We start from the raw sequence: 25,340 nt of genomic DNA on the forward strand, positions 1-25,340 counted from the left end.
CACGCAAGGAGGTCCGTCATGCGCAATCTTGTCGGCATCGCTCTCATCGCAACCTCGGCGGCCCTGGTCGGCACCGCCGCGCTCAGCCAGACCGGCGACCACGCCGTCGAGCGCGACCTGAAGATCATGGACCAGTGGCTCGCCGGCAAGCAGCCGGGGCCGCCGGTCAGCTGCATCCCGCAGCGCCAGATCCGCTCGACCTACTATGTCGGCGGCAAGACGATCCTGTACAAAATCAGCAACAACCTCGTGTACCGCAACGACCCGCCTGGCGGCTGCCCGGGGCTCAACAGCAACCTCGCGCTTGAGACCCGCACGCCCACCGGTATGCTGTGCAGCGGCGAGATCGCGCAGGTGAAGGACTATAGCCAGGGCTATTCCCCCGGCGCCTGCGCGCTCGGCGAGTTCGTGCCGTACCGGACGGTGAAATAGCCGCTCAGCCCTTGTACAGCGCGTCGAGGCGCGACCCGTACACGTCCTTCAGCACGTGGCGGCGGATCTTCATCGAGGGGGTCAGCTGCTCGTTGTCGATCGCGAACGGCGCATCGGCGATGACGATGCGGCGGACCTTCTCGATCACGGACAGGTCCTTGTTGACGCGGTCGACCGCGGCCATCAGCGCCGCCTTGAACATCGGATTGTCGGAGAGCGCCGCGAAGTCGCATTTGTAATCGTTCGCGATCGCCCATTCCGCGGTCCACTCCGGATCGGGCACGATCAAGCCGACGACATAGGGCCGGCGGTCGCCATAGACCATCGCCTGCAGGATTTCCGGCTGCAGGGTCAGCATGCCCTCGACCTTCTGGGGCGAGACATTGTCGCCCTTGTCGTTGACGATCAGGTCCTTCTTGCGGTCGGTGATGACGATCCGGCCCTTTTCGTCCAAGTGGCCGATATCGCCGGTGTGCAGCCAGCCGTCCCTCAGCGCGCGCGCCGTCTCCGCCGCATTGTGCCAATAGCCGTGCATCACCAGTTCGCCGCGCACCAGGATCTCGCCGTCGTCGGCAATGCGCACTTCGGTGTCGGCAAGCGGCGGACCGACGGTGTCCATCTTCAGTCCCACCCTCGGCCGGTTGCAGGATATGACCGGGCCGGCCTCGGTCTGGCCGTAGCCCTGGAGCAGGGTCAGGCCCAGCGAGTGGAAGAACACGCCGATCTCGGGATTGAGCGGTGCCCCGCCCGAGACCATCGCCTTCATCCTGCCGCCGAAGCGCTGGCGGATCTTGGGCCGGAAGATGCGTTCCAGCAGCAGGTCGGCCGGCTTGTCCCAGAGGGAGAGCTGCCCGTCCAGGTCCTTCGCGCCCAGTGCTTCGGCCCGGCGCAGCAGCCCCGGCGCGATCCCGCCCTGCTTCTCGATATTCTTCACGATCCGCGCGCGCAGCACCTCGAACAGCCGCGGCACCACGACCATGATCGTCGGCCGCGTCTCCTCGATGTTGCTGGCGAGCTTGTCGAGCCCTTCGGCATAGTAGATCTGCGCGCCCAGCCCGATCGGGAAATGCTGGCCGCCGGTATGCTCATAGGCGTGGGAAAGCGGCAGGAAAGACAGGAAGACCTCGTCGTCCCAGCCGAAATCCTCGGCGATCACGCGGATGCAGCCGTTCACATTGTGCAGGATCGCGCCGTGATGCTGGGGCACGCCCCGCGGCGCGCCGCCGGTGCCGCTGGTGTAGATGATGCAGGCGGGATCGTCGCGGCCGAAGTCAGCGGCGGCGGCGACCGCGCCGACATCGGCTTCGGCGGCGAGCAGCGACGCCCAGTCATGGAAAGCGATCGTGCCGGCCTGCTGCATGCGCAGCGGCTCCATCGCGATCACGTGCCGCGCGTCGTTCGAGCGCAGCACCGCCGGCAGCAAGGTCCTGGCGAGCTTCTCGGTCGAGACGATCACGGCCGCCGCGCCGCTATTCTCCAGGATGTGCAGGTGATCGCGTTCGGTGTTGGTGATGTAGGTGGGAACCGTCACGCAGCCCGCGGCCATGATGCCGAGATCCGCGATGCACCATTCGGGGCGGTTCTCGGACACCAGCATGACCCGGTCGCCGCGCTTCAGCCCCAGCCGCTTCAGCCCCTCGGCGACCGCAGCGACCTGCCGCGCGGTCTCTCCCCAGCTGATCGGGCGCCACGCATTCTCCACTTTCCGCCACAGGAACGGCTTGTCGGCGCCTTCCCGTGCGCGCGTGAAGAACATCGTCACCAGGTTCGGAAAGCGCTCGAATTGCCGCATTCTCTCTCCCGCTTCTCTGTCTCGTCAGTACCGCCTCATTCCGGCGGGCGCTTGTCGTTCCTGCGGCGGATGACGGTCATATGGCCCTCCTCATCGATGGCGACACCTTCGCTGCGCGGATCGGCGGCGCCGACCCATTTGCCGCCGACCCGCTCGATCGCATTGGCCTTGAGGCCGAGCGGTGCGACCCGAAATTGCCCGCCGAGCGCCCTGAGGGCGGGCTCCATCTCCTCCGCCTGGGTCCCTTTTTCCAGATAGGCGACCGACCCCGGCGCAAAGATCAGGCCCAGCCCGATCGCGTCCTGCGCACTCATCTTCCAGTCGACCACGGCGATGATCGCCTTGGCGACCTGTGCGATGATCGTCGGCCCGCCGGCGGCGCCGAGCGCGAGGCGGACATGGCCGGACGAGTCATAGACGATGGTCGGCGCCATCGAGCTGCGCGGCCGCTTGCCGCCCTCGACGCGGTTCGCCACCAGATAGCCGTCGTCCTTCGGCACGATGTCGAAGTCGGTCAGCTCGTTGTTCAGCATGGTGCCGTCGACCGACAGGCCCGACCCGAACACGCTTTCGATCGTCGCCGTCACCTCGACGACATTGCCGGCGCGGTCGACCGCGACCAGGTCGGTCGTTCCCGGCACCTCGCTGGCCGGCACGCGAATCCGCTTCGGCGCGCCGGGGGGCACGCCCGGCTCGATCGTCTCGAGGGCTTTGTCGGGCGAGATCAGCGCCGAACGGCTGGCGAGATAGGCGGGGTCCAGCAGGCCCTTGATCGGAACCTGCACATAGTCGGGATCGCCGGTGTACATGTCGCGATCGGCATAGGCGAGGCGCGACGACTCGGTGAACAGGTGCCAGGCGACCGGGTTGGCGACGCCCAGCTTCGCCATGTCGAAGCGTTCCAGCTGCTTCAGGATCATCAGCACGGTGATCCCTCCCGACGAGGGCGGTCCCATGCTGCAGACGCGATAGGTGCGGTAGGTGTCGCAGAGGGGCGGCCGCTCCTTCGCTTCATAGCTGGCGAGATCGCCCGTCGTCATCTTGGAGGGATTGCGCGCGGCGCCGTTCACCGTCGCGACCAGCTTCTCCGCCTGCGGGCCCACATAGAACGTGTCCGGGCCCAGGCGCGCGATGCGCTCGAACAGCGCGGCCTGCTCCGGATTGCGCACCGTGGTGCCGGCGGGCAGGATCTTGCCGTCGGGGCCGAGGAAGAGGCGCGCCGCGCCCGCATCCAGCTTGCGGATCGCGCCGCCGCCGACCTGCGCGAAGCGCGGGGTGAGCTGCCAACCGTCGCGCGCGATGCGGATCGCCGGCTCGAACAGGGTCGCCCATGAGAGCTTGCCCGATTTCGCGTGGGCCATCGCCATCGCCCTGAGCGCGCCCGGCACGCCGACGCTGCGGCCGCCAGGGACTGCTTCGCCATGACTGAGCGGCTTGCCGTCCGGGCCGTAGAACCATTCCGGCCCCGCTGCATGCGGCGCCGCCTCGCGGCCGTCGACCGTCGTGACCTTCCCGGTCTTGGCGTCGTGGCTGACGAAGAAAGCCCCGCCGCCGATACCGGAGCTTTGCGGCTCGACCACGTTCAAAACCAGCATGGTCGCGATCGCCGCATCGGTCGCGGTGCCGCCCTTCTTGAGGATCTCGACGCCGGCCGCGGCTGCCCGCGGGTCGGCGGCGGAGACCATGCCCTGCGCCGCAAGCGATTGCGGCAGGACGACCAGGAGAAGGGCGAGGAGGAAGCGTTTCATGGCGCGCGACCCTAATGTGCCGCATCATTAGGGCAAGTAAGACTTCACGCCTGCCCCATAGCTTCCGCGACAGAGGCGAAGCCGTCACGCCGCAGCCGTTTGGTGAGGCCGCGCGCGATCCGCCGCGCGAGGGCGGGACCCTGATAGACCAGCGCCGAGTACAGCTGGACCAGCGACGCCCCGGCGCGAATCCGCCCATAGGCTTCGTCGGCGCCGTCGATGCCGCCGGCTGAGATCAGCGGCAGCGCGCCGCCTGTCGCCGAGCGGAAGTCGCGCAGCCTCTCGCGCGCCAGGGCAGCGAGCGGCGCGCCGGACAGGCCGCCCGCCTCCGCCGCATGCGGCGATTTGAGCGGCGGGCGCGACACGGTCGTGTTGGCGACGATCAGCGCGGCCACCCCGCCGTCGATCGCGACACGGGCGATCGCGTCGATCTCATCCGGTTCCAGGTCCGGTGCGACTTTCAGGAACACCGGCTTGGGCGCGGGCAGCGCGCTCGCGACGCCATGCAGCAGCTCCTGAAGCGCCGCCGCGCTTTGCAGCGCGCGCAGGCCGGGCGTGTTCGGCGAGCTGATATTGACGGTCAGGTAATCGGCGACGGCCGCCATTGCCCGCGCCCCTGCGGCATAGTCGGCGATCCGGTCCGCGGAGTCCTTGTTCGCGCCGATATTGACCCCTACCGGGCCGGCGCGGCGGCGCACCGTCTCCAGCCGCGCACGCGCGTCCGCCTGGCCGCCATTGTTGAACCCCATCCGGTTGATGACCGCCCGGTCCTCCGCCAGCCGGAACAGCCGCGGGCGTGGATTGCCGCCCTGTGGGAGCGGCGTCAGCGTGCCGACCTCGACGAAGCCGAAGCCGAAGCCCAGCATCTGGGCCGGCACTTCGGCATCCTTGTCGAACCCGGCCGCGAGGCCGACCGGATTGGGAAAGCGCAGGCCCGCCAGCTCGATCGCCAGCGCCGGATCGGCTTCCGGCCCGCCGAGCGGAGGCGTGTGCTTCAGCGCGGCAATGGTCAACCGGTGCGCCCGTTCTGCGTCGAGCGCGTGGATGATCGGGCGCAGCAGCGGATAGAGCATGGTTGCGCGATAGCATTTGCGGGCGCACTGGAAAGCCCAACCGCACCTTACTAGGGTGCGCCGCCCGGGCGAGAACAACGAGAAGGACGACAGATGAGCGAGGGTGCGAACGTTCAATTCTCGGAACGCGAGGCGCTGCTGTTCCACTCCGGTCGCCGGCCCGGCAAGATCGAGATCATCGCCTCCAAGCCGATGGCGACGCAGCGCGACCTGAGCCTTGCCTATTCGCCCGGGGTCGCGGTCCCGGTCCGCGCGATCGCCGACGATCCGGCCTGCGCCTACGACTATACCGCCAAGGGCAATCTGGTCGCGGTGATCTCGAACGGCACCGCGATCCTGGGGCTCGGCAACCTCGGCGCGCTTGCCTCCAAGCCGGTGATGGAAGGCAAGGCAGTGCTGTTCAAGCGCTTCGCCGACGTCGATTCGATCGACCTGGAAGTCGCGACCGAGGACACCGAGGCGTTCATCAATGCCGTTGCCCTGCTGGAGCCGAGCTTCGGCGGCATAAATCTGGAGGATATCGCCGCGCCCGCCTGCTTCATCATCGAGCAGGCGCTGAAGGAACGCATGAACATCCCGGTCATGCATGACGACCAGCACGGCACCGCGATCATTTCGGCCGCCGGGCTGATCAACGCCTGCTACCTGACCGGCCGGGATCTCAAGGACGTGAAGGTGGTCGTGAACGGCGCCGGCGCCGCCGCGATCGCCTGCACCGAGCTGATCAAGGCGATGGGCGTGCGCCAGGACCATGTGCTGATGTGCGACCGCAAGGGCGTGATCTACCAGGGCCGGACCGAAGGCATGGACCAGTGGAAGTCGGCCCATGCGGTGAAGACCGACCGGCGCACGCTGGGCGAGGCGCTGGAAGGGGCCGACATCTTCCTCGGCCTCTCCGCCGCCGGCGCGCTGAAGCCCGAGATGGTGACGGCGATGGCGCCGAAGCCGATCATCTTCGCGATGGCCAATCCGGACCCGGAGATCACCCCGCCCGAGGCGAAGGCCGCGCGACCGGACGCGATCGTCGCCACGGGCCGCTCCGACTATCCGAACCAGGTCAACAATGTGCTTGGCTTTCCCTTCATCTTCCGGGGCGCGCTCGACGTGCGAGCGACCGCGATCAACGACGAGATGAAGATCGCCGCCGCGCAGGCGCTGGCCGAGCTGGCGCGCGAGGCGGTGCCGGAGGAAGTGGCGGCGGCCTATGGCGGCAAGGCGCACAGCTTCGGCGCCGACTATATCATCCCGGCCCCGTTCGATCCGCGGTTAATGGAAGTGGTGCCGGCGGCGGTCGCGAAGGCGGCCATGGATTCTGGTGTCGCGACCAGGCCGATCCTCGACATGGACGCGTACCGCCAGACGCTGAAGGCGCGGCTGAACCCGACCACGTCGGTGCTGACGCTCGCTTATGAGGCGGCGCGCGCGGACCCCAAGCGCGTGCTGTTCGCCGAAGGCGAGGAGGAAGTCGTGCTGCGCGCCGCGATCCAGTTCCGCGACGGCGGCTATGGCATCCCGGTATTGGTTGGCCGCGACGACGTCTATGACCGGCTGAAGGCGCTGGGCGTGGACGACCCCAAGTCGTTCGAGGTGCACAATAGCCGCCACTCCCCGCTGGTCCCGCAGATGGTCGATCGTCTCTACGAGCGGCTGCAGCGCCGCGGCTATCTGCGCCGCGAATGCGAGCGGATGGTGAACCAGGAACGCAACATCTTCGGCGCGTTGCTGCTGGAGCTGGGCGGGGCCGACGCGATGATCACCGGCGTTACCCGCACCTATGCGCAGTCGATGCGCGAAATCCGCCGCGTGCTCGATCCGGCGGAAGGACGCACGCCGTTCGGCATCCATGTGCTGGTCGGCCATTCCCACACCGTGTTCATGGCCGACACCACCGTGAACGAGCGCCCGTCCGCGGCCGAGCTCGCCGACATTGCCGAGCAGACCGCTGCCGTCGCCCGCCGCATGGGGCAGGAGCCGCGGGTCGCGTTTCTCAGCTATTCGACCTTCGGCAATCCGGCCGGCGCGTTCCTCGAGAATATCCGTGAGGCGGTGGCTTTGCTCGATGAGCGCGGCGTCGGCTTCGAATATGAAGGGGAAATGTCGCCGGACGTCGCGCTCAACCCGCGGGTGATGGCGAGCTATCCGTTCAGCCGCTTGTCCGGCCCGGCCAACGTCCTGGTGATGCCCGGCCTCCAATCCGCGAACATCTCGGCCAAGCTGCTGCGGGAATTGGGTGGGGATTCGGTGATTGGCCCGATGCTGGTCGGCATGGCCAAGCCGGTTCAGGTCGCGACGATGGCGAGTCGCGCGTCGGAGCTGGTCACGCTCGCCGTGCTTGCGGCGAGCGGCATCGCGCGCTGATCAGCCGCCGGTATTGCCGCTCTGGGCCGGGCCGCCCGGCAGGGTGCCGACGCGGCCGATATTGCCGAACAGGTCCTCGAAGAAGCCGTGCTTGCGGCCCAGCGTCGGCGTCTTGTCGCTGACCGGATCGATCCGCGCGACGCGTTCGAGCCCGGTCTGCTCGACCGCCGCGACGTTCCCGGCCTGGTCGAAGCGGATGTGCAGCACCGTCTGCTCGGTTGGCTTCGGCGACCCGAAGGCGAGCTGCTTGCTGGTGCGGGCGACATAATACCAGTCGTTGTCGCTGAACTGGCCGGTGAAGCTCGGCAGGCCCAGCACCTTCTGCACCGACTGCTTGTTGTCGATGCCGGGCTGCACCGTCGACACCAGCTGCGTATCGACCAGATAGCCCTGATGGGTGACGATGCGCGTGCAGCCGCTCGCCGCGACCATCGCGCCTGCAAGGGCGGCGCCGGTAATCATGCGCCGCGTCAACGAACTCATTCGACTCTCCCGGACGTCAGACGAGCATTGCGCTCGCCGTCCGACGCCTCAATATGCCCCGGCGAGGCCGCGCACAAGCGCGTGCGCCCCAAATGGAGTGTCATGTCCTTCATCGACCGGCTGTTCGGCCGCCGCAACGCCAACGAAGCGGTGCGCCCGCTCTACGACGAAGTCGTGGCCCAAGGCCGCGCCGCGCATTGGTATGCGCAAGGCGGCGTGCCGGACACGATCGACGGCCGGTTCGAGATGATCGCGGCGATTCTGGCGCTGGTCATCGCGCGGCTGGAGCTGGAGAGCGAGCAGCGGCAGGCCGTGGCCTGGCTGGTCGAGCTGTTCGTGCACGACATGGACAGCCAGCTGCGCGAGATCGGGATCGGTGACATGGTGGTCGGCAAGCATCTCGGCAAGATGATGGGCGCGCTTGGCGGTCGTATCGGCGCCTATCGCGAGGGCCTGCGCGCCGGCGAGTTCGAGGCGGCGCTGGTGCGCAACCTCTATCGCGGCGCCGAGCCGCCGGCCGCCGCGCTCGAGCACACTGCGGAGCGGCTGCGCGCCTTCTATCTTGCCCTTCACGCGGCGCCGGCTGACACGATCGCGGCGGGAAAGCTGCCGTGACGCCCGAATTTTCCCGGCCCGTGGATTCGGACACGATTTCCGAATCGCCGCGCGCGGTCCAGATCGAGGCCGACGAGGCCGAGCGGCGCCGTCTGGCCGGGCGCTTCGGGCTGAAGGCCATCGAGCGGCTGTCGGCGGACGTGCGGCTGGCCCGCCGCGCCGGTGTTGTGCATGCCGAAGGCAGGGTCGATGCGGACGTGGTGCAGAGCTGCGTCGTCACCGACGAGCCCTTGCCCGCGCATGTCGAGGCGCCGTTTCACGTGCGCTTCGTGCCAGACGCCTATTCCGCTTCGCCCGAGGAGGAAATGGAGCTGAGCGCCGAGGATTGCGACACGCTGCCGCTGGAAGCCGGGCGTATTGATCTGGGCGAGCTGGCGGCCGAGACGCTGGCCCTCGCGCTCGATCCCTTCCCCCGCTCGGCGGCCGCGGACGCGGCGCTCGAGGAAGCCGGGCTGACCGGCGAAGCGGATGCGGGGCCGTTCGCCGCGCTGCGCGCACTGAAGGAGCAGATGCAGAAAAAGGGCTAGGGCGCCGCCTTAGGCGCGCGTGCTGCGCCGGTGCTGTACGTCGTGCCGCGGGCGCGTGACGGTCCAGCCATAGGGGCGCTGCCGCGCCATCACCACCGGATCGATTCCCAGCCTCTTGTAGAGTCGCCGCCGCTCGGCCGGCGTCAGCTGGCCCGGCAGCGCGGGTGGTTGCGATCGGCGCCGGCGGCCGGTCAGCACCCAGATCGCCGCCCACATGCTAACCGCGAACAGGGCAGTGATGACGATTCCGGCCACGGTTTCTCTCGCAAGCAAAGGACCCGCTTGTGAGACGCCCGAATCGGCCCTGCTGTTCCGTAGTCCGTCGTCCGAGGGTGTGTACTCACACCCTAGAAGGGGACGTCGTCGTCCAGGTCGCTGTCGAACGGGCTCGGCCCGCCACGACTGCCGCCGCCGGCGCCGCCGCGACCGCCGCCGAAGCCGCCCGACGGGGTCTGGCCGCCGCCGCCGAAATTGCCGCGATCCTGGCTACCCCAATCGTCACCACCGCCGCCGCCGCCTTCACGCCGATCGAGCAGCACCATTTCGCTGTTGAAGCCCTGCAGCACGATCTCGGTCGAGTAGCGGTCCTGCCCCTGCTGGTCCTGCCATTTGCGGGTCTGGAGCGCACCCTCGATATACACTTTGGAGCCCTTGCGCAGATAGCGCTCGGCCACATTGGCCAAGCCTTCGTTGAAGATCTTGACCGTGTGCCACTCGGTCTTTTCCTTGCGCTCCCCGCTGTTGCGGTCCTTCCAGGTCTCGGACGTGGCGATGCGAAGCTCCACCACCTTGCCGCCATTCTGGAAGCTGCGGCTCTCCGGGTCGCGCCCGAGATTGCCGACCAGGATCACCTTGTTCACGCTGCCTGCCACGTCCTGCTCCTGACTGGGATTTGGACGTTCTTTAGAGGCCGATCGCGGTTGCGGTCCAGTAGGTGAGGCCGGCGGCGATGTAGGCCACGGCGAAAAGATAGCCGACCATGAAAGCGGGCCATTTCCAGCCATTTGTCTCTCGCCGCGTCACCGCGATCGTCGAGATGCATTGCGGCGCGAACACGAACCAGGCGAGGAAGGCGAGCGCGGTCGGCAGCGGCCAGGCGGTGCCGAGCCGCGATTCGAGCTGCTGGCTGCCCGCCTCGTCCCCGTCCGCGTCGATCGCATAGACGGTCGCGATCGCCGATACCGCGACCTCTCGCGCCGCCATCGCCGGGATCAGCGCCATCGCGATGTCGTGGTTGAAGCCGATCGGGCGCACCACCGTCTCCAGCCCGCCGGCGATGCGCCCGGCGATGGAATATTCGCTCTGCTTCACGCCTTCGGGTGCTTTGGGAAAGGATGCGAGCACCCATAGCAGCATCGTCGTCAGCAGGATGATCGTGCCGACGCGCTTCAGGAAGATCTGGGCGCGCGAGACCAGGCCCAGCGCCACGTCCTGCCAGCGCGGCCATTGATATTTGGGCATCTCCATCATGAAGCCCGAGCCGCGACCCTTGGTCACCGTTCGCCTGAGCACCAGGGCGGCGGCGAACGCCCCCGCGATGCCGGCGATATAGAGGCCGAACAGCACCAGCCCCTGCAGGCCGATGCCCGGAATTACCGCGCGCTCCGGGATGAAGGCGGAGATGATCAGCGTATAGACCGGCAGCCGCGCGGAGCAGGTCATCAGCGGCGCGATCAGGATCGTGGTCAGCCGGTCCTTGGGATCGTCGATCGTCCGTGTCGCCATGATGCCCGGCACCGCGCAGGCGAAGGAGGACAGCAGCGGGATGAACGCGCGACCCGAAAGCCCGACCCGTGCCATCACCCGGTCCATCAGGAACGCCGCGCGGACCATGTAGCCGCTCGCTTCCAGCACCAGGATGAAGGCGAACAGGATCAGGATCTGCGGCAGGAACACGACCACCGCGCCGACGCCGGCGATCACGCCTTCGACCAGCATCGACCGGATGAAGCCCTCAGGCAGCGTGGCGGCGGTCCAGCCGCCGAGCGCATCGAACTGCGCCTGCAGCCAGTCGGCCGGCACCTGGCTCCAGCTGAACACGGCCTGGAACATCACGAACAGCAGCCCCGCCAGGATCAGCGGCCCCGCGACCGGGTGCAGCGCGATACCGTCCAGTGAATGGGTGATGCGCCGCGCCGGACTTTCCGACACGATCGCCTTGACGGCGAGCGCGCGCGCGGCGCTGCACCGTTGCCAGGTCCTCGTGCACGAAGCCGTGGCCGGCGCGCAGCTTCAGCGTGCCTTCGCCCACCGCTTCGGCCAGCGCGGCCTTCAGCTCCTCGAGCCCGCGCCGGCGCACCGCAACCGTCTCGATCACCGGCACGCCGAGCTCCTGCGCGAGCACGGCGGTGTCGATCTCAAGCCCGTCGCGCTTCGCCAGGTCGATCATGTTGAGCGCGATCACGATCGGCAGGCCGAGCCCGATCAGCTGCATCGCGAAGCGCAGGTGATTGTCGAGGTTGGACGCGTCGATCACGACGATCAGCGCGGATGGCAGCCGCTCGCCGGCCTGCTGGCCCAGGATCACGTCGCGCGTGACCGCCTCGTCGGGGCTGGCCGGCTCCAGGCTGTAGGCGCCGGGCAGGTCGACCAGCTCGATCGGGCGGCCATCGGGAAGCGCGAAGCGGCCGGCGTGCCGCTCGACCGTCACGCCCGGATAATTGCCGACCTTCTGCCGCGCGCCGGTCAGCGCATTGAACAGCGAAGACTTGCCGGCATTGGGGTTGCCGACCAGCGCGACCAGAGGCGCCGGGTTCATGCCAGCGCGACGCGGATCGCGTTCGCCTGGGCCCGGCGAATCGCGACTGTCATCCTGCCGACCCGGCAGGCGATCGGGTCGCGGCCCAGAAAGCTGCCGCTGTGCAGCGCCTCGATCGCGACACCCTCGTCGAAACCAAGTTCGCGCAGGCGCTTCGCCTCGGCCTCGCCGAGAACGGACCAGTCGATGGCGCTGATATGCGCAGCCTTGCGCAGCGGAAGGTCACTGAGACGCATGGCGCTTCAATAAGCTTGCTGCGATTGATTATCAATAAACGTAAGGCTCAGATCGCCGGATATCTGAGCCGGCCGATAAATCGCGACAGGCTCGGCCGGTGTTCGGCGCGGGAACGGATATCGGCCTTGAACCGCTCGAACCGCATGACATTCTCGATACGGCGATCGAGGAAGGCGCGGGTGTCGCTCAAATCGGCGCTGTCGTCGTCGAGCAGCGCCAGCACGGTCGAGCCATAGACCGCGCCCAGCGTCATCCGCTTGGTATAGTGATTGAAGTCGGTCGTCTTGTCGCCGGCAAGCTGCCACATCAGGTCGGCGGCGCGCCAGCCCATCCGGGCTGCCCGCGCGGCGTTCTGCGGCATGGCAAGCACGGCAAACGCGCGGCGCAGCGCTTCGCGATCGGGTGCGACGATCTCGATCCGCGCCCAGACCAGCGCCGTGATCCGCTCGCGGATTTTCATCGCCGCCAGTCTCTCCGCCGGCAATTGCTCGGCCATGCGGTGGTCGACCGATCGGAACCAGGCGTCGATCATCTGCAGCGCGCCGTCCTTGAACGCCAGCCGGGCGATATCGGGATCGACGCCGGCCTGGCCGGCCGCGAGCGTCACCGCCTCCGCGCTCCAGCCGTCGAACGCCGCATGGGCCGGCAACAGGGGCGCCAGATAGGCGCGAACTTCATCGAGCGTCGGATCGGCGGGCAGCTCAGCCATCTGCTTCATCTAAGCCTTCGGGCAGTCCAAGACCAGTCTCGCATTTGCCCGGCAGCCCGGACTGGCTGCGCCGACGATCAGTCGGCCGGCGGCGCGAGGTTCGTCGCCGGCCGCTTCACTGCCAGGATCGCCGCGGCAATCAGCGCCGCCCCGGTCCAGTCGAGCGCGGTCAGCGTCTCGCCATAGGATAGCCAGCCGATCGCGGCGGACACGGCCGGCTGCAGCAGAAAGGTCAATCCGGTCACCAGCGGCCGGACATGCCCCATCGCATAGACGAGCAGCCCCTGACCGATGACCTGGCTGACCAGCGCGAGCGCGATCAGCGGCCCCCAACTCGCCGGCCAGATCGATTCGCCCAGGATCCAGGCGAACAGCAGCAGCGGCAGCACGCCGAACACGGTCGACAGCGCCAGCACCGGCCAGGGTTGAAGCTGCCCGCGCGCGCGATCGATCGCGATCAGGTAGAAAGTATAGAGCACGCCCGCGAGCAGGCACAGCAGGTCGCCGACCAGGTGTTGCGGCGACAGCTCGTAGGAGCGGCCCATCATCAGCCCGGCGCCGACTGCCGCGAGCAGCAGCGCGAGCGCTTGCACGCGGGTCGGCCAGGCCCGCGCCACGACGAAGCCGTAGAGCGGAAACAACAGGCTCGCGCAGTTGCCGATCAGCGTCGCGTTGGCGAGCTTGGTCTTCAGGATGCCCAGATGCCAGGTGCCGAGATCGGCCGCGAAGAAGATGCCTGCCAGCACCACCGTCGCCCACATTGCCGGGGCGAGCCGGCCGATCGGCTGGCGCGTCACGCGGGTCATCATCAGCAGCAGGGGCGCGGCGAGCGCGAGCCGCCAGAAGGCCGCTGCGACCGGGCCGATCTGCGCCTCGGTGTCGGCCAGCCGCACGAACAGCGGCCCGAACGCCAGCGCGACATTCCCCGCGATCAGCGCGGCGAACGCGACACCGCTTTCGCTGCCGATACTTTTTCTTGAACCCGCCCGGGCGTGCATGCGGCTCCTTAGCCCCCTATCTGTCCGTTGCAAAAGGAGGCCGAGCGCATGACGAGTCTTTTCGATCCCATACAGCTCGGGGCGGTTTCCGCCCCCAATCGCATCCTGATGGCACCGCTGACCCGCGGCCGTTCCAGCCGCGAGCATGTGCCGAGCGCGCTGATGCCGACCTATTATTCGCAGCGCGCGGACGCCGGCCTGATCATCACCGAGGCGACCGGGATCAGCCGCGAAGGACTCGGCTGGCCCTATGCGCCGGGTATCTGGAGCGACGAGCAGACCGAGGCGTGGAAGCCGGTCACCGAAGCGGTGCACAACGCGGGCGGGCGCATCTTCGTTCAGCTGTGGCACATGGGCCGGATCGTGCATCCGAGCTTCCTCGGCGGCGAAAAGCCCGTTTCGGCATCCGCCACGACGGCGCCGTTCAAGGCCCACACCTATGAAGGCAAGCAGCCCTATGAAGAGGCGCGCCCGCTGGATGTCGCCGAAGTGCCGCGGCTGCTCGACGATTACCGCCGCGCCGCGCGCAATGCGAAGGCCGCCGGCTTCGATGGCGTCCAGATCCACGCCGCGAACGGCTATCTGATCGACCAATTCCTGCGCGAAAGCGCGAACCTGCGCACCGATCGCTACGGCGGCGGGCCGGGGAATCGCATCCGCCTGCTGCGCGAGATCACCGAAGCGGTCGCCGGCGTGATCGGCGCCGACCGCACCGCGGTCCGCTTCTCGCCCAACGGCAACAGCCAGGGCGTGGAGGACAGCGATCCGGCGGCGGTGTTCGTGCCGGCCGCGAAGGCGCTGAACGAGATCGGCATCGCCTTCCTGGAGCTGCGCGAGCAGGGGCCGGAGGGCACGTTCGGCAAGTCCGACCAGCCCAAGGTCTCGCCTGACATTCGGCCGGTGTTCGATCGGCCGCTGGTGCTGAACCAGGATTATGACCGCGAGCGCGCCGAAGCGGATATCGCGAGCGGCCTCGCCGACGCGATCGCATTCGGGCGGCCGTTCATCTCCAACCCCGACCTGGTCGAGCGCCTGCGCCTTCAGGCGCCGCTGCAGCCGGACGACATGGCGACCTGGTACACCCAGGGTCCGGAGGGGTATATCGACTATCCGACGCTGGCGAAGGCAGCGTAACCAACTCCTCCCCGAGCCTCTCGGGGAGGGGAGGAATCAGTCGATCGCCACCATCCTGACCGGCAGGCCATCCCTGGGCCTGGGAATCGGGAAATACTGCCACTTCTCGCCCGCGCCCGGCTCCAGCTCGATCCGGTAGCGTCGCAGCAGGTGCGTCATCAGGATGCGCACCTGCATCGTCGCAAAATGCAGGCCCAGGCACATATGCGCGCCGCCCCCGAACGGCACCCAGGCATATTTGTGGCGGCCGCGCGAAGCTTCCGGCGTGAAGCGCATCGGGTCGAACCTGTCCGGCTCCGGCCAATGCTCGGGCATATGGTGGGTGTAGCCGATGTTGATGCCGATGAACGTCCCCGCTGGTATCCTGTAGCCGCGGAACTCGAAGTCCCGCAGCGCCCGGCGTGGCATCGACGGCACCGGCGGCATGATCCGCAGCGCTTCCTTGAACGCATATTCGGTCAGCACCAGCCGGTCGAGCTGGCCATAGGACACGCCTTCGTCGTCGTTCAGGCCCAGCGACGCAATCTCCTCGCGCAGCCTGTCCTGCCATTCGGCGTTCTGGCCGAGCAGCATGACCAGGCTGGTCGCGGACGAGGTGATCGTGTCGTGCGCGGCCATCATCAGGAAGTTCATATGGTCGGCGATGGCCTGGTCGCTGAGCGGCTGTCCCTCCTCGTCGACCGCGCGGCAGAATTGCGAGAAGAAGTCCTGCCCGTCGCCGTTCCGCCGCGCCGGAATTTCGCGCAGGAACAGCTGCATCAGATACTCCCGCGCCCTGACGCCGCGATGCATCGCCGTGCCCCGGATCGGCGACCGGATCGGCGCGATCGAGGCCTGGACCTCGTCGACGAACGCCTTGTTGATGCGCGTGGCCTCGGGGCCGAGCGGCATGCCGAGGAAACTGGTCGCGGCGAGGTCGAGGCTCAGCTGCTTGATCGCGTCGTAGAAGCGGATCGGCCGGTTCGCCCAGCCGGCGACCGCCTGGGCGATGCCATGGTTCAGCTGCTCGGCATAATGGCGCATCGGCTCGGGCTTGAACGCGACCGATAAAGTCCGCCGGTCGGCGCGATGCTTGTCGAAATCCATCAGCATCAGGCCGCGCGGGAAGACCAGGTTCAGCGTCGGCCCCCAGCCCTGCTCGGACGAGAACAGCTTGTCGCGGTCGAACAGCACCAGCTCGTTCGCTTCCGGCCCGACCAGGTTCACCTGCCGGCCGCCGAACGCGTGGTTGCGATAGACGAGGCCGTATTTGGCGATCATCCGACGGCCGAATGCCGGCGGGTCCTTCAGCAGCGCGAAGGTGTTGCCGAAGACCGGCCACCCGTCCTCGCCGGGAATATGATTCAGCGCCTCGGGCCGATTGCGCGGCAGCCAGTGCGGATTGGCCTTGAACGTATGCGCCAGCGCCATCGGGGGCCTCCGTGTTACTGACAGGAGTGTAGCTAGCGGCGGAGCCCTTAACAATCATCATCCCCGGCTCGACCCGGGACCCACCTGCTTTTGCGAAGATAAGCCCCCGCTCAAGGCAGGGGTGACGCCTAGCCGCCGAAGCGCTCCCTCAGCGCCAGCATGGCGAGGGCCGCCTTGGCCGCCTCGCCGCCTTTGTCCTTCTCGGACCTGCGGGCGCGCGTAAGGGCCTGCGCTTCGTTCTCGACGGTCAGGATGCCGTTGCCGATCGCAAGGCCGTCCAGCGTCAGCGCCATGATGCCGCGCGCGCTTTCATTCGAGACGATTTCGAAATGATAGGTTTCGCCGCGGATCACCACGCCCAATGCGACATAGCCGTCGTAGCGCCCGCTTTCCGCCGCCAGCGCGATCGCCGCGGGCACTTCGAGCGCGCCGGGCACGGTGATCGTCTCGTGCTCGTGCCCGGCCGCCTCGATCGCCGCGCGCGTGCCCTCCAGCAGCAGGTCGTTCAGATGGTCGTAGAACCGCGCTTCGACGATGAGAAGTCGTGCCATACCCACACTCCGTTGACGCCCCGCCTTGCCGGGGGCGAACTACTCCCCGCCCGTGCCCGGGATCGGCTGCTCGCCGACGATCGACAGGCCATAGCCTTCCAGGCCGACCAGCGTGTGGTGGGTATTGGTCAGCAGCACCATGTCCTGCACGCCGAGCTCGGCGAGGATCTGGGCGCCGATGCCATAGTCGCGCAGTTCCTCGACCTGCGGGTCGCCGGCGCCCTTGCCTTGGGCGCGCAGCTGCATGAAGCGGCTGACGATCCCCTGCATCGGCTTGTTGATCACGACGATTACGCCCGCGCCGGCCTCGCCGATCGCTTTCATCGATTGGGACAGGAGGCCAGAGCGCTCATTCTCCTCGCCGAACACGTCGACGAACATCGACATGGTGTGCATGCGCACCAGCGTCGGCTGGGATGGATCGACCTTGCCTTTCTGCAGCGCGATCAGCTCGTCGCCGGTCACCTTGTTGGCGAAGGTGATCGCTTTCCAGTCGCCGCCCCAGCGGCTGCGGAAGCTCATTTCGGCGCGCCGCTCGACCAGATGGTCATGGCGGCGGCGATAGGCGATCAGGTCGCGGATCGTGCCGATCTTGAGGTTGTGGAGCTGGGCGAAGGCGACGAGGTCGTCAAGCCGCGCCATCGTGCCGTCGTCCTTCATGATCTCGCAGATCACGCCGGACGGATTGAGCCCCGCCAGCCGGGATACGTCGACCGCCGCCTCGGTGTGGCCGGCGCGGACCAGCACTCCGCCTTCGCGCGCGACCAGCGGGAAAACATGGCCGGGCGTGACGATGTCGCCCGCGCCCTTGGTGCCGTCGATCGCGACCGAGATGGTGCGCGCCCGGTCCGCGGCGGAGATGCCGGTGGTCACCCCTTCCTTCGCCTCGATCGAGACGGTGAAGGCGGTCTCGTGCCGCGTGCCGTTGTTGCGGCTCATCAGGTTGAGGCCGAGCTGATCCACGCGCGGCTTGGCGAGCGCGAGGCAGATCAGGCCTCGGCCATATTTGGCCATGAAGTTGATCGCATCCGGCGTCGCCATCTGCGCCGGGATGACCAGGTCGCCCTCATTCTCCCGGTCCTCGTCGTCGACCAGGATGAACATGCGGCCGTTGCGCGCCTCGTCGATGATCTCCTCGGGCGCGGACAGATAGCCGTGACGGAGACGACTGACTTCAGCGTGTGCCACGATAGGCCTCCATGCGTTGCAGATAGCGGGCGAGCACGTCGATCTCGATATTGACTGCCTGCCCCTGTTCGGTGGCGCCCAGGGTCGTGACCGCCTGCGTGTGCGGGATCAGATTGATCGCAAAGTGCGTCGATCCGTCCGCCTGATCCTGAACCTCGTTGACGGTCAGCGATACGCCGTCGACGGTGATCGAGCCCTTGGGCGCGATGAACGGAGCGAGATCGGAGGGCACGCGGAAGCCGATCCGCTTCGAATCGCCTTCGGGGCAGATGCCGACCACTTCGGCGATGCCATCGATATGGCCGGTGACAATGTGACCGCCCAGCTCCTCGCCCAGCTTCATCGCGCGCTCAAGGTTGAGCCTGCGGCCGGCGCTCCATTGGCCCGGCGCCGTGCGGCTGATCGTCTCGCCCGACACGTCGACCGCGAACCAGCCGGGTCCCTTGTCGACGACCGTCAGGCACACGCCTGAGCAGGCGATCGACGCGCCGAGGTCGATGGTGGCTGTGTCGTAGCCGGTTCGGATGACGACGCGCGTGTCGCCGCGCGTCTCGACGGACTCGATCGTCCCGACGTCGGTGATGATCCCGGTAAACATTATCGGCGCCGCTCGTAGACTTCGAGTCGGTCGCTGCCAAGCTGGCGCGCGTCGAGCAAGTGCCAGCGCCCATGCGCGTCCGCGAGGTCCGCGAGGCCGATGTCGCCGATCGCCGCTTTGCCCGCCCCGATCAGGATCGGCGCACGGTAAAGGAGCAGGCGGTCGACAAGGTCGGCACTCAGGAACGCGGCTGCGGTTTCGGCGCCGCCTTCGACGAGGAGGTGGTCGGCGGGGAGGGGGTGAACCCGCACGGGCGAGTCGATCCATAGGACGTCCCGGCGAAAACCGGGACCCACTTGTTCGTCCATTGGTGGGGCGCTTGAAGAAGGTGGGCCCCCGCTTTCGCGGGGGTGACGAGCCAAAATCGCCCGGATCGGCGATCGCCCCTCCAGCCCCTCCAGCCGCACGTCCAGCTTCGGTGCGTCCGCTTCCCATGTCCCCCGCCCGACCAGGATCGCTTCGTGGCGGCTGCGCTCAAGATGGGCGTGGGCGCGGGCCGGCTCGCCGGTGATCCAGCGGCTTGAGCCGTCGGGAAGCGCGATCCGCCCGTCGAGCGACGTCGCGAGCTTCAGGGTGACATGCGGCCGGCCATGACGCTGGCGCGCGATAAAGCCGGCGAACGACCGCAGCGCTTCGGCCTGGCGCACACCGCTCGCGCCCGCGACGCCCGCGGCCCGGAGTCGCTCGAAGCCGCGGCCGGCGGTGCGCGAGTCCGGGTCCTCCACCGCGGCGACGACGCGCGCGACTCCCGCCTCCGCGATCAGGTCGGCGCAAGCCGGGCCGCGTTCGCTCCGGTGCGCGCACGGCTCCAGCGTCACGTACAAAGTCGCGCCGCGCGACTCCGCGCCGGCCTGGGCCAGCGCCATTGCCTCGGCATGCGGCCGGCCGCCCGGCTGGGTCCAGCCGCGTCCGATGACCCGTCCCTCTTTCACGATCACGCAGCCGACATTGGGATTGGGCGTCGTGCGGCCGCGACCGCGTGCGCCGAGCGCCAGCGCCGCGCCCATCCAGCGCGCGTCGTCGCGGTCGCTCAGAAGCCCCACCGGGTCAGGGCGTCGTCGATCCGCTTCAGTGCCGCGCGGTTCTTCGCTTCCTGCTCCTTGCGTTTCGCTTCCTCGGCGGCGCGCGTCTTCATGTCGGCTTTCTGCGCCGCAATGATTTCCGCATCGGTGCGGTTCAGCGGCCAGCTCTGCACATATTGGATGTCGCGCTTGTAAGGTGCTTTCAGGTCGCGCGAGTCGAGCAGGAAGCCGACGATCAGCACGACCGTCGCCACCACCGCCAGGAACGCGAACACCAGCTCGTGCTTCTGGCGCGAATGAAGGAAGAGACGCAGGTCTCTCAGGCCCGCAAGCGGGTTGTAGCGGCTGAAGCGAGACATCGGGCGAAGATAGGCGCCCAATGCCCCGCTTGCCAGTGTCACCCGCGCAGCTCGAAGCGGACGGTCATCTGCTTCCAGCTTTCGACCGCGATGCCGTCGCGGGTGGCGGGCCGGAAGCGCCAGCGGCGGAGCGCCTGGCGCTCGGTCGCGTCGGCGAACAGGGGATCGTCGGTCGAGACGATCGCCACCTGCTTCACGCGCCCGTCCGTTCCGATCAGCACCTTGACCACGGTTATGCCTTCGACGCCGGTGCGCATCAGCTGCGGCGGATAGGATGGCTGGAAGTCGTCCGCGAACCGCGGGTCTGGCGCGGCTCCGGTCAGCACGGGGACGGGTGTGGGTGTCGGCGTGGGAATGGGGGTGGCGCCCGTTCCCGCGTCGGTACCGCCGGCGGTGCGGACCGGCGGGAGCACGTCCGTGCCGGAGATCGCATTGTCATTCCCGTTCGCGGTTGGCACCGGCTGCGGAGGAATATAGACCGGCTCCTTCTTCACCGGCGTCTCCGGCGCCTTTTCCACCTCGACCGGCTTCGGGTCCGGCGGAAGCGGAATGTTCTCGCCGATCAGGATCGTCTCGATCGGCGGCACCCAGCCCGTTTTGGCGAGCAGCAGCGCCGTCACGGCCGCAATGTTGATCGCGACCGCGGCCGTCATTGCCAGCGGATGGCGCTGTTTCTGGGCGAGGAATCCGTCTGCGGTCATGGCATCGTCTCCTTTCGTCCGGCTTCTCCGTGCCGTAGCCAAAAGGATGTTACAACATCACATCAATTGCAAGCCGGAAGTTGCGCGGGGCCGCGCGGTCGCGCAATGCTGCCGCAATGACAGCCCATCCCGAGCAGCAATATCTGGACGCGATGGCCCGGGCCTGGGCCGAAGGCAGCGAACGGAGGGATCGCACCGGCGTCGGCACGCGCTCGCTGTTCGGCGTGACGATGCGCTTCGATCTGTCGGACGGCACCGTGCCGTTGCTGACGACCAAGCGCATTTTCTGGAAGTCGGCGGTCAAGGAGCTGATCTGGTTCCTGAGCGGCGACACCAACATCCGCCCGCTCGTCGAGCAAGGCGTGCATATCTGGACCGACTGGCCGCTTGACCGCTACCGGCGGGAGACCGGCGAAGCGACCGACCGCGATGCGTTCGAGGCGCGGATCGCCGCCGACGTCCATTTCGCGCGCGAATGGGGCGATCTCGGCCCCGTCTATGGCAAGCAATGGGTCGCCTGGCCGGACGGTAAAGGCGGCACGGTCAACCAGATCGCGCAGCTGGTGCAGGGCCTGCGCGAGAATCCGGCGTCACGCCGCCATATCTTCACCGGCTGGAATGTGGCGGAGCTGGACCGGATGGCGCTGCCGCCGTGCCACATGACCTATCAATACCATGTGGCCGACGGGCGACTGTCAGGCATCCTCTACCAGCGGTCATGCGACCTGGGCCTTGGTTTCGGCTTCAACATCTTCGAAGCGGCTTTGCTGCTGCGCATGCTTGCCCAGCAATGCGATCTGGAGCCCGGCGAGATAGTCTGGATGGGCGCCGATGTGCACGTCTATCTGAACCACGAGCATCTCGTCGCCGAGCAGGTCGCGCGCACGCCCCGCCCATTCCCGAAGCTGGCGTTTACGCGGCGGCCGGACAGCATCTTCGACTATCATCTCGGGGACGTCGCCATCACCGGCTACGACCCCCACCCGCACATCGCCGCCCCCGTCGCCGTTTGAGGAGAAGCGTCATGCGCTATAACAAGCTCGGCCGCACCGGCCTTTACGTCTCGGAGCTCTGCCTCGGCACGATGACGTTCGGCGGGCAGGGCATGTGGACCGCGATCGGCCAGCTCGATCAGTCCGACTCGGATGCGCTGGTGAAGACGGCGCTGGATTCCGGCATCAACTTCATCGACACCGCGAACGTCTATTCGGAAGGCGCGGCGGAGCGGATCACGGGACAGGCGCTCAAGAATCTCGGCGTCGCGCGCGACCAGGTGGTGATCGCGACCAAGGCGATGGGGCCGATGGGCAAAGGCCCGAACGACCGGGGCCTGTCGCGCTACCACATCACGAACCAGGTCGAAGCGAGCCTGACGCGGCTCCAGCTCGATCATATCGACCTCTACCAGGTGCATGGCTGGGATCCGGCAACGCCGATCGAGGAGACGCTGCGCGCGCTCGACAATCTCGTGAGCCGCGGGCTCGTCCGCTACATCGGCGTGTCGAACTGGGCGGCCTGGGCGATCATGAAGGCGCTCGGCATGTCCGAGCGGCTGGGCCTCGCCCGGTTCGAGAGCCTGCAGGCCTATTACACGATCGCCGGCCGCGATCTGGAGCGCGAGATCGTGCCGATGCTGCAATCGGAAGGCGTCGGGCTGATGGTCTGGAGCCCGCTCGCCGGCGGCCTCTTGTCGGGCAAATACAGCCGCGATGACGAAAAAAGCGGCGAGGGCCGCCGCGCTGTGTTCGACTTCCCGCCGGTGAACAAGGATCGCGCCTATGACGTGATTGACGTCATGAAGCCGATCGCTGAAGCGCGCGGCATCTCGGTCGCGCGGATCGCGCTCGCCTGGCTGCTCCACCAGCGCGCGGTCAGCAGCGTCATCGTCGGCGCCAAGCGGGTCGGTCAGCTGACCGACAATATCGCCGCGACCGAAGTCGAGCTCACCGCCGAGGAGCTGGCCAAGCTGGACGCGGCGAGCCGGCTGCCTGCCGAATATCCGGGCTGGATGCTCGAACGACAGGGCGATTACCGGGCGGAGCAGCTCAACCAGAAGCCGCACGGCGCATGAAGCCGGACGTCGTCTTCGTCATCGCGCGCGCCGACAATGGCGTGATCGGCCGGGACGGCGGCCTGCCATGGCGGCTCCCGGAAGATCTGAAGCGCTTCAAGGCGCTGACGATGGGTGCGCCGATGATCATGGGACGCAAGACGTTCGAGAGCCTGGGCCGGCTGCTGCCGGGCCGGCGGCACATCGTGCTGACGCGCGGGCCTTGGCAGGCAGAAGGCGCCGAAGTCGCGCATACGGTCGACGAGGCGCTGGCGCTGGTCGACGGCCCGCGCGCGTCGGTGATCGGCGGCGCGGAAATCTACCGGCTGTTCCTGCCCGTCGCCGATCGGATCGAGTTGACCGAAGTTCATGGCCGCCCCCAAGGCGACACCGTGATACCGCCGTTCGACGGCTGGCGCGAGGCGGCCCGCGAGGATCATGAGGGATACAGCTTTGTCACGCTCGTCCGCTGAACTGCTCGCCGCCGATTTCGCCGATCATTCAGAGCTGTTCCGCGCGCATGCCGCCGAGCAGCCGGACAAGATCGCGATCGCCGACGGGGACGGACGGATCAGCTGGGGCACGCTCGACGCGCTCGTGGACCGCATCGCCGCGCGGTTGCAGGCCGAAGGCGTCGGCAAGGGCGGTACCGTCGCGATCGTCGGCAGCAATTCGATCGCCTATGGCGCGGCGTTTCTCGCCGCGATTCGCACCGGGGCTGCAGCCGCACCGCTGACCACGTCGGCCACTCCGGAAGCGCTGACGGCGATGCTGGCAGACAGCGGCGCGAAGCACCTGTTCGCCGATCCCGGAATCGAAATGGCTGTGCCGCCCGGCGTCGATCGGATTTCGCTGCACGATCTCGGCGCCTGGTTGCCGTCGGAGGGGTCACGGCCGCAGCCGGTGACGGTCGCACCTGAGGACCCGTTCAACATCATCTACTCATCGGGGACGACCGGCACGCCGAAAGGCATCGTCCAGTCCCACCGGATGCGCTGGAACTATCTTGCGCGCGCCGCCGTGTACGGCCCCGATTCCGTCGCGCTGCTGTCGACGCCGCTCTATTCGAACACGACGCTCGTCAGCTTCCTGCCGTGCCTCGGCGCCGGCGGAACAGTGGTGCTGATGCGGAAGTTCGAGGCGCGGCGCTTCCTCGAACTGTCGGAACGCCACCGCGTCACACACACGATGCTGGTGCCGGTCCAGTACCGCCGCATCATGGCGCTGCCCGACTTCGAGAGCTTCGACCTCAGCAGCTACCGCGCCAAATTCTGCACCAGCGCGCCATTCGCGGCCGAGCTGAAGCGCGACATCCTCGATCGCTGGCCCGGCGGACTGGTCGAATTCTACGGCATGACCGAAGGCGGCGCCTCGTGCGTGCTCCTCGCGCACGAGCATCCGGACAAGCTCCACACGGTCGGCCAGGTCGCGCCGAACAGCGAGATGAAGCTGATCGACGAGGATGGCAACGAGGTCCCGCCGGGCGGCGTCGGCGAAGTGGTCGGGCGCGGGCCGATGATGATGAACGGCTATAACGGCCGGCCGGACGCGACGCGCGCCGCCGAATGGTTCGACAGGGACGGCCGCCGCTTCATCCGCCACGGCGATGTCGGCCGCTTCGACGAGCACGGGTTCCTGATCCTGATGGACCGCACCAAGGACATGATCATCTCGGGCGGGTTCAACATCTACCCGAGCGACCTGGAGGCCGTGCTCGCCGGTGATCCGGGCGTGATCGAGGCGGCCGTGGTCGGCGTGCCGCACCCGGATTGGGGAGAGACGCCGGTCGGCTTCGTCGTGCTCCGCCCCGGCGCCGACAAGGACGCGGTATTAACCGCCGCGAACGGCAAGCTGGGAAAGACCCAGCGCCTGTCCGCGCTGCACGTCGTCGATCAGCTCCCGCGCAGCCCCATCGGAAAGGTGCTGAAGCGGGAGCTGAGGGACCGGCTGCTTTAGGCGAGCACGCGCGCGGCGCGCGTCGTGCGGCGGCGCGCCGCCGACCCGGCCAGGCCGAAGCCTCCGATCATCATCGCCCAGGTGGCGGGCTCGGGCACCGCGGCCGGGCTTGGTGCGCCGAGCGTGACGCTGGCGAACCCGTCGGCGCCGGTGACGGTGTTGGCGAACGAGACACGGAGCTGGCCCGACGGGCTGATCGTCACATTGCTGCTGTCGATCGGCGGAAAGCCGGTCGCCTGCCGGAAGATCTGCTTCGAAAAGAACTCCGTCACGATGTTGGGCGTGGCCGGGTTGTCGTCGAAATCCAGCCCGTCGATCGTGTAGACGATCTGGCCCAGCGACAGGTTGCCGAACGTGTCGAAGCGCACCTCGTTCTCGGTGATGTCGATCGCGAAGAAATTGTCGATATATTCCGGGCTGTCGCCGACAGTCGCGGCAACGGTCTTGAAGACGGTGTCTACGCCCTGGATTCGCTTGATGACGATGGAATCGCCGATCAGCGTCGCGGACGCCGGCACCGCGGGGAGCAGCGTCGCCGCGGCGGCAAGCAAAACGGAAATGGTTTTGGTCACGAACATTCACCCCTGAAGTTACAGATAGCCGAATGATTGGCCCGGGGCCGTTATGATCGAGGTTAGGGA

26 protein-coding genes and 1 pseudogene are annotated in these 25,340 nt (G+C 67.8%); 9 read left to right on the forward strand and 18 right to left on the reverse strand.

Translation table 11 applies throughout. The features are described 5' to 3' along the window. Positions 1-18 precede the first annotated feature (18 nt). Positions 19-432, forward strand: coding sequence for a hypothetical protein (locus tag GON01_RS03145; RefSeq protein WP_157025915.1), 414 nt, complete (start codon positions 19-21; stop codon positions 430-432). Between the two features lie 4 nt (positions 433-436). Here the strand turns inward: GON01_RS03145 and GON01_RS03150 are convergent, their stop codons facing one another. Genes GON01_RS03150 through GON01_RS03160 form a run of 3 tightly spaced genes read right to left on the reverse strand, consistent with a single transcriptional unit; the run spans position 437 to position 5,045 of the window. Beyond that, positions 437-2,224, reverse strand: a complete 1,788-nt coding sequence (locus GON01_RS03150; protein ID WP_157025916.1) for an AMP-dependent synthetase/ligase — start codon at positions 2,222-2,224, stop codon at positions 437-439. Positions 2,225-2,259: 35 nt separating this feature from the next. After that, a complete protein-coding gene (ggt, locus tag GON01_RS03155) occupies positions 2,260-3,972 on the reverse strand; it encodes a gamma-glutamyltransferase (RefSeq protein WP_232328620.1) in 1,713 nt (570 codons plus the stop codon). Between the two features lie 44 nt (positions 3,973-4,016). Further along, positions 4,017-5,045, reverse strand: a complete 1,029-nt coding sequence (locus GON01_RS03160) for a quinone-dependent dihydroorotate dehydrogenase (protein WP_157025917.1) — start codon at positions 5,043-5,045, stop codon at positions 4,017-4,019. A 93-nt stretch (positions 5,046-5,138) separates the two neighbouring features. Here GON01_RS03160 and GON01_RS03165 point away from each other — a divergent pair, with 93 nt between their 5' ends. After that, positions 5,139-7,403, forward strand: a complete 2,265-nt coding sequence (locus tag GON01_RS03165) for an NADP-dependent malic enzyme (RefSeq protein ID WP_157025918.1) — start codon at positions 5,139-5,141, stop codon at positions 7,401-7,403. Here GON01_RS03165 and GON01_RS03170 read toward each other — a convergent pair whose 3' ends face one another. Next, positions 7,404-7,886, reverse strand: coding sequence for an outer membrane protein assembly factor BamE (locus GON01_RS03170; RefSeq protein WP_157025919.1), 483 nt, complete (start codon positions 7,884-7,886; stop codon positions 7,404-7,406). A 102-nt stretch (positions 7,887-7,988) separates the two neighbouring features. On the opposite strand from GON01_RS03170, the gene GON01_RS03175 reads away from it, so the two are divergent. Beyond that, the gene (locus GON01_RS03175) at positions 7,989-8,501 is read left to right on the forward strand and encodes a ubiquinol-cytochrome C chaperone family protein (RefSeq protein WP_157025920.1); all 513 of its coding nucleotides are present in this window, start codon (positions 7,989-7,991) and stop codon (positions 8,499-8,501) included. A 20-nt stretch (positions 8,502-8,521) separates the two neighbouring features. Then, a complete protein-coding gene (locus GON01_RS03180) occupies positions 8,522-9,028 on the forward strand; it encodes a YceD family protein (protein ID WP_309503870.1) in 507 nt (168 codons plus the stop codon). 9 nt (positions 9,029-9,037) lie between these two features. Here GON01_RS03180 and GON01_RS03185 read toward each other — a convergent pair whose 3' ends face one another. From GON01_RS03185 to GON01_RS03210, 6 genes and pseudogenes are all read right to left on the reverse strand, one after another. Further along, positions 9,038-9,283 (reverse strand): hypothetical protein, encoded by a 246-nt coding sequence (locus GON01_RS03185; RefSeq protein WP_157025921.1) that lies wholly within the window; start codon positions 9,281-9,283, stop codon positions 9,038-9,040. A 92-nt stretch (positions 9,284-9,375) separates the two neighbouring features. Next, a complete protein-coding gene (ssb, locus tag GON01_RS03190; protein WP_181600255.1) occupies positions 9,376-9,900 on the reverse strand; it encodes a single-stranded DNA-binding protein in 525 nt (174 codons plus the stop codon). Positions 9,901-9,931: 31 nt separating this feature from the next. Continuing rightward, a pseudogene (feoB, locus tag GON01_RS03195) lies at positions 9,932-11,786 on the reverse strand (ferrous iron transporter B). After that, entirely contained in the window at positions 11,783-12,022 is a 240-nt protein-coding gene (locus tag GON01_RS03200; RefSeq protein ID WP_157025923.1) for a FeoA family protein, read from the reverse strand. The pseudogene feoB and the gene GON01_RS03200 overlap by 4 nt, the downstream one beginning before the upstream one ends. A 47-nt stretch (positions 12,023-12,069) precedes the next feature. Next, positions 12,070-12,732, reverse strand: coding sequence for a COQ9 family protein (locus tag GON01_RS03205; RefSeq protein ID WP_157025924.1), 663 nt, complete (start codon positions 12,730-12,732; stop codon positions 12,070-12,072). A gap of 77 nt (positions 12,733-12,809) precedes the next feature. Further along, positions 12,810-13,730 carry a DMT family transporter gene (locus tag GON01_RS03210; protein ID WP_157025925.1) on the reverse strand — a complete coding sequence of 307 codons (921 nt, stop codon included), beginning with the start codon at positions 13,728-13,730 and terminating at the stop codon, positions 12,810-12,812. 48 nt (positions 13,731-13,778) lie between these two features. Between GON01_RS03210 and GON01_RS03215 the strand changes: the two genes are divergently transcribed. Next, positions 13,779-14,864 carry an alkene reductase gene (locus tag GON01_RS03215; protein ID WP_157025926.1) on the forward strand — a complete coding sequence of 362 codons (1,086 nt, stop codon included), beginning with the start codon at positions 13,779-13,781 and terminating at the stop codon, positions 14,862-14,864. A gap of 36 nt (positions 14,865-14,900) precedes the next feature. Here the strand turns inward: GON01_RS03215 and GON01_RS03220 are convergent, their stop codons facing one another. From GON01_RS03220 to GON01_RS16550, 7 genes are all read right to left on the reverse strand, one after another. Next, entirely contained in the window at positions 14,901-16,274 is a 1,374-nt protein-coding gene (locus tag GON01_RS03220) for a cytochrome P450 (protein ID WP_157025927.1), read from the reverse strand. A 128-nt stretch (positions 16,275-16,402) separates the two neighbouring features. Then, positions 16,403-16,825: a 6,7-dimethyl-8-ribityllumazine synthase gene (gene ribH / locus GON01_RS03225; RefSeq protein WP_157025928.1), complete on the reverse strand. Its 423-nt coding sequence runs from the start codon at positions 16,823-16,825 to the stop codon at positions 16,403-16,405. 39 nt (positions 16,826-16,864) lie between these two features. Further along, complete coding sequence (ribB, locus tag GON01_RS03230; RefSeq protein ID WP_408640893.1) at positions 16,865-18,013, reverse strand: 3,4-dihydroxy-2-butanone-4-phosphate synthase; 1,149 nt, start codon at positions 18,011-18,013, stop codon at positions 16,865-16,867. Continuing rightward, a complete protein-coding gene (locus GON01_RS03235; protein ID WP_157025929.1) occupies positions 18,000-18,611 on the reverse strand; it encodes a riboflavin synthase in 612 nt (203 codons plus the stop codon). The genes ribB and GON01_RS03235 overlap by 14 nt, the downstream gene beginning before the upstream one ends. Next, entirely contained in the window at positions 18,611-19,618 is a 1,008-nt protein-coding gene (gene ribD, locus GON01_RS03240; RefSeq protein WP_157025964.1) for a bifunctional diaminohydroxyphosphoribosylaminopyrimidine deaminase/5-amino-6-(5-phosphoribosylamino)uracil reductase RibD, read from the reverse strand. Before ribD ends, GON01_RS03235 begins: the two co-directional genes overlap by 1 nt. 23 nt (positions 19,619-19,641) lie before the next feature. Then, positions 19,642-19,992, reverse strand: a complete 351-nt coding sequence (locus GON01_RS03245; RefSeq protein ID WP_157025930.1) for a hypothetical protein — start codon at positions 19,990-19,992, stop codon at positions 19,642-19,644. Between the two features lie 38 nt (positions 19,993-20,030). Further along, positions 20,031-20,693, reverse strand: a complete 663-nt coding sequence (locus GON01_RS16550; RefSeq protein WP_232328621.1) for an energy transducer TonB — start codon at positions 20,691-20,693, stop codon at positions 20,031-20,033. A gap of 116 nt (positions 20,694-20,809) precedes the next feature. Between GON01_RS16550 and GON01_RS03255 the strand changes: the two genes are divergently transcribed. Genes GON01_RS03255 through GON01_RS03270 form a run of 4 tightly spaced genes read left to right on the forward strand, consistent with a single transcriptional unit; the run spans position 20,810 to position 24,699 of the window. Then, positions 20,810-21,706 (forward strand): thymidylate synthase, encoded by an 897-nt coding sequence (locus tag GON01_RS03255; RefSeq protein WP_157025931.1) that lies wholly within the window; start codon positions 20,810-20,812, stop codon positions 21,704-21,706. A gap of 11 nt (positions 21,707-21,717) precedes the next feature. Continuing rightward, a complete protein-coding gene (locus GON01_RS03260; RefSeq protein ID WP_157025932.1) occupies positions 21,718-22,764 on the forward strand; it encodes an aldo/keto reductase in 1,047 nt (348 codons plus the stop codon). Beyond that, a complete protein-coding gene (locus GON01_RS03265) occupies positions 22,761-23,216 on the forward strand; it encodes a dihydrofolate reductase (protein ID WP_157025933.1) in 456 nt (151 codons plus the stop codon). The genes GON01_RS03260 and GON01_RS03265 overlap by 4 nt, the downstream gene beginning before the upstream one ends. Beyond that, the gene (locus tag GON01_RS03270) at positions 23,197-24,699 is read left to right on the forward strand and encodes a class I adenylate-forming enzyme family protein (RefSeq protein ID WP_232328622.1); all 1,503 of its coding nucleotides are present in this window, start codon (positions 23,197-23,199) and stop codon (positions 24,697-24,699) included. The genes GON01_RS03265 and GON01_RS03270 overlap by 20 nt, the downstream gene beginning before the upstream one ends. Here the strand turns inward: GON01_RS03270 and GON01_RS16840 are convergent. Further along, positions 24,696-25,277 carry a PEPxxWA-CTERM sorting domain-containing protein gene (locus tag GON01_RS16840; protein ID WP_232328623.1) on the reverse strand — a complete coding sequence of 194 codons (582 nt, stop codon included), beginning with the start codon at positions 25,275-25,277 and terminating at the stop codon, positions 24,696-24,698. The genes GON01_RS03270 and GON01_RS16840 overlap by 4 nt on opposite strands. Positions 25,278-25,340: the final 63 nt, after the last annotated feature.

This window comes from Sphingomonas horti (assembly GCF_009753715.1).
Taxonomy (GTDB): Bacteria; Pseudomonadota; Alphaproteobacteria; order Sphingomonadales; family Sphingomonadaceae; genus Sphingomonas_B; species Sphingomonas_B horti.

Bases quoted from the DNA above. Each gene is read 5' to 3' on its own strand.
- GON01_RS16840 (WP_232328623.1), bottom strand. From the start codon at position 25,277: ATGTTCGTGACCAAAACCATTTCCGTTTTGCTTGCCGCCGCGGCGACG.
- GON01_RS03235 (WP_157025929.1), bottom strand. From the start codon at position 18,611: ATGTTTACCGGGATCATCACCGACGTCGGGACGATCGAGTCCGTCGAG.
- GON01_RS03200 (WP_157025923.1), bottom strand. From the start codon at position 12,022: ATGCGTCTCAGTGACCTTCCGCTGCGCAAGGCTGCGCATATCAGCGCC.
- GON01_RS03255 (WP_157025931.1), top strand. From the start codon at position 20,810: ATGACAGCCCATCCCGAGCAGCAATATCTGGACGCGATGGCCCGGGCC.
- GON01_RS16550 (WP_232328621.1), bottom strand. From the start codon at position 20,693: ATGACCGCAGACGGATTCCTCGCCCAGAAACAGCGCCATCCGCTGGCA.
- GON01_RS03215 (WP_157025926.1), top strand. From the start codon at position 13,779: ATGACGAGTCTTTTCGATCCCATACAGCTCGGGGCGGTTTCCGCCCCC.
- GON01_RS03165 (WP_157025918.1), top strand. From the start codon at position 5,139: ATGAGCGAGGGTGCGAACGTTCAATTCTCGGAACGCGAGGCGCTGCTG.
- ribH (WP_157025928.1), bottom strand. From the start codon at position 16,825: ATGGCACGACTTCTCATCGTCGAAGCGCGGTTCTACGACCATCTGAAC.
- GON01_RS03160 (WP_157025917.1), bottom strand. From the start codon at position 5,045: ATGCTCTATCCGCTGCTGCGCCCGATCATCCACGCGCTCGACGCAGAA.
- GON01_RS03245 (WP_157025930.1), bottom strand. From the start codon at position 19,992: ATGTCTCGCTTCAGCCGCTACAACCCGCTTGCGGGCCTGAGAGACCTG.
- GON01_RS03170 (WP_157025919.1), bottom strand. From the start codon at position 7,886: ATGAGTTCGTTGACGCGGCGCATGATTACCGGCGCCGCCCTTGCAGGC.
- GON01_RS03265 (WP_157025933.1), top strand. From the start codon at position 22,761: ATGAAGCCGGACGTCGTCTTCGTCATCGCGCGCGCCGACAATGGCGTG.
- GON01_RS03145 (WP_157025915.1), top strand. From the start codon at position 19: ATGCGCAATCTTGTCGGCATCGCTCTCATCGCAACCTCGGCGGCCCTG.
- GON01_RS03220 (WP_157025927.1), bottom strand. From the start codon at position 16,274: ATGGCGCTGGCGCATACGTTCAAGGCCAATCCGCACTGGCTGCCGCGC.
- ggt (WP_232328620.1), bottom strand. From the start codon at position 3,972: ATGAAACGCTTCCTCCTCGCCCTTCTCCTGGTCGTCCTGCCGCAATCG.
- GON01_RS03205 (WP_157025924.1), bottom strand. From the start codon at position 12,732: ATGGCTGAGCTGCCCGCCGATCCGACGCTCGATGAAGTTCGCGCCTAT.
- GON01_RS03175 (WP_157025920.1), top strand. From the start codon at position 7,989: ATGTCCTTCATCGACCGGCTGTTCGGCCGCCGCAACGCCAACGAAGCG.
- GON01_RS03260 (WP_157025932.1), top strand. From the start codon at position 21,718: ATGCGCTATAACAAGCTCGGCCGCACCGGCCTTTACGTCTCGGAGCTC.
- GON01_RS03210 (WP_157025925.1), bottom strand. From the start codon at position 13,730: ATGCACGCCCGGGCGGGTTCAAGAAAAAGTATCGGCAGCGAAAGCGGT.
- GON01_RS03150 (WP_157025916.1), bottom strand. From the start codon at position 2,224: ATGCGGCAATTCGAGCGCTTTCCGAACCTGGTGACGATGTTCTTCACG.
- ribD (WP_157025964.1), bottom strand. From the start codon at position 19,618: ATGGGCGCGGCGCTGGCGCTCGGCGCACGCGGTCGCGGCCGCACGACG.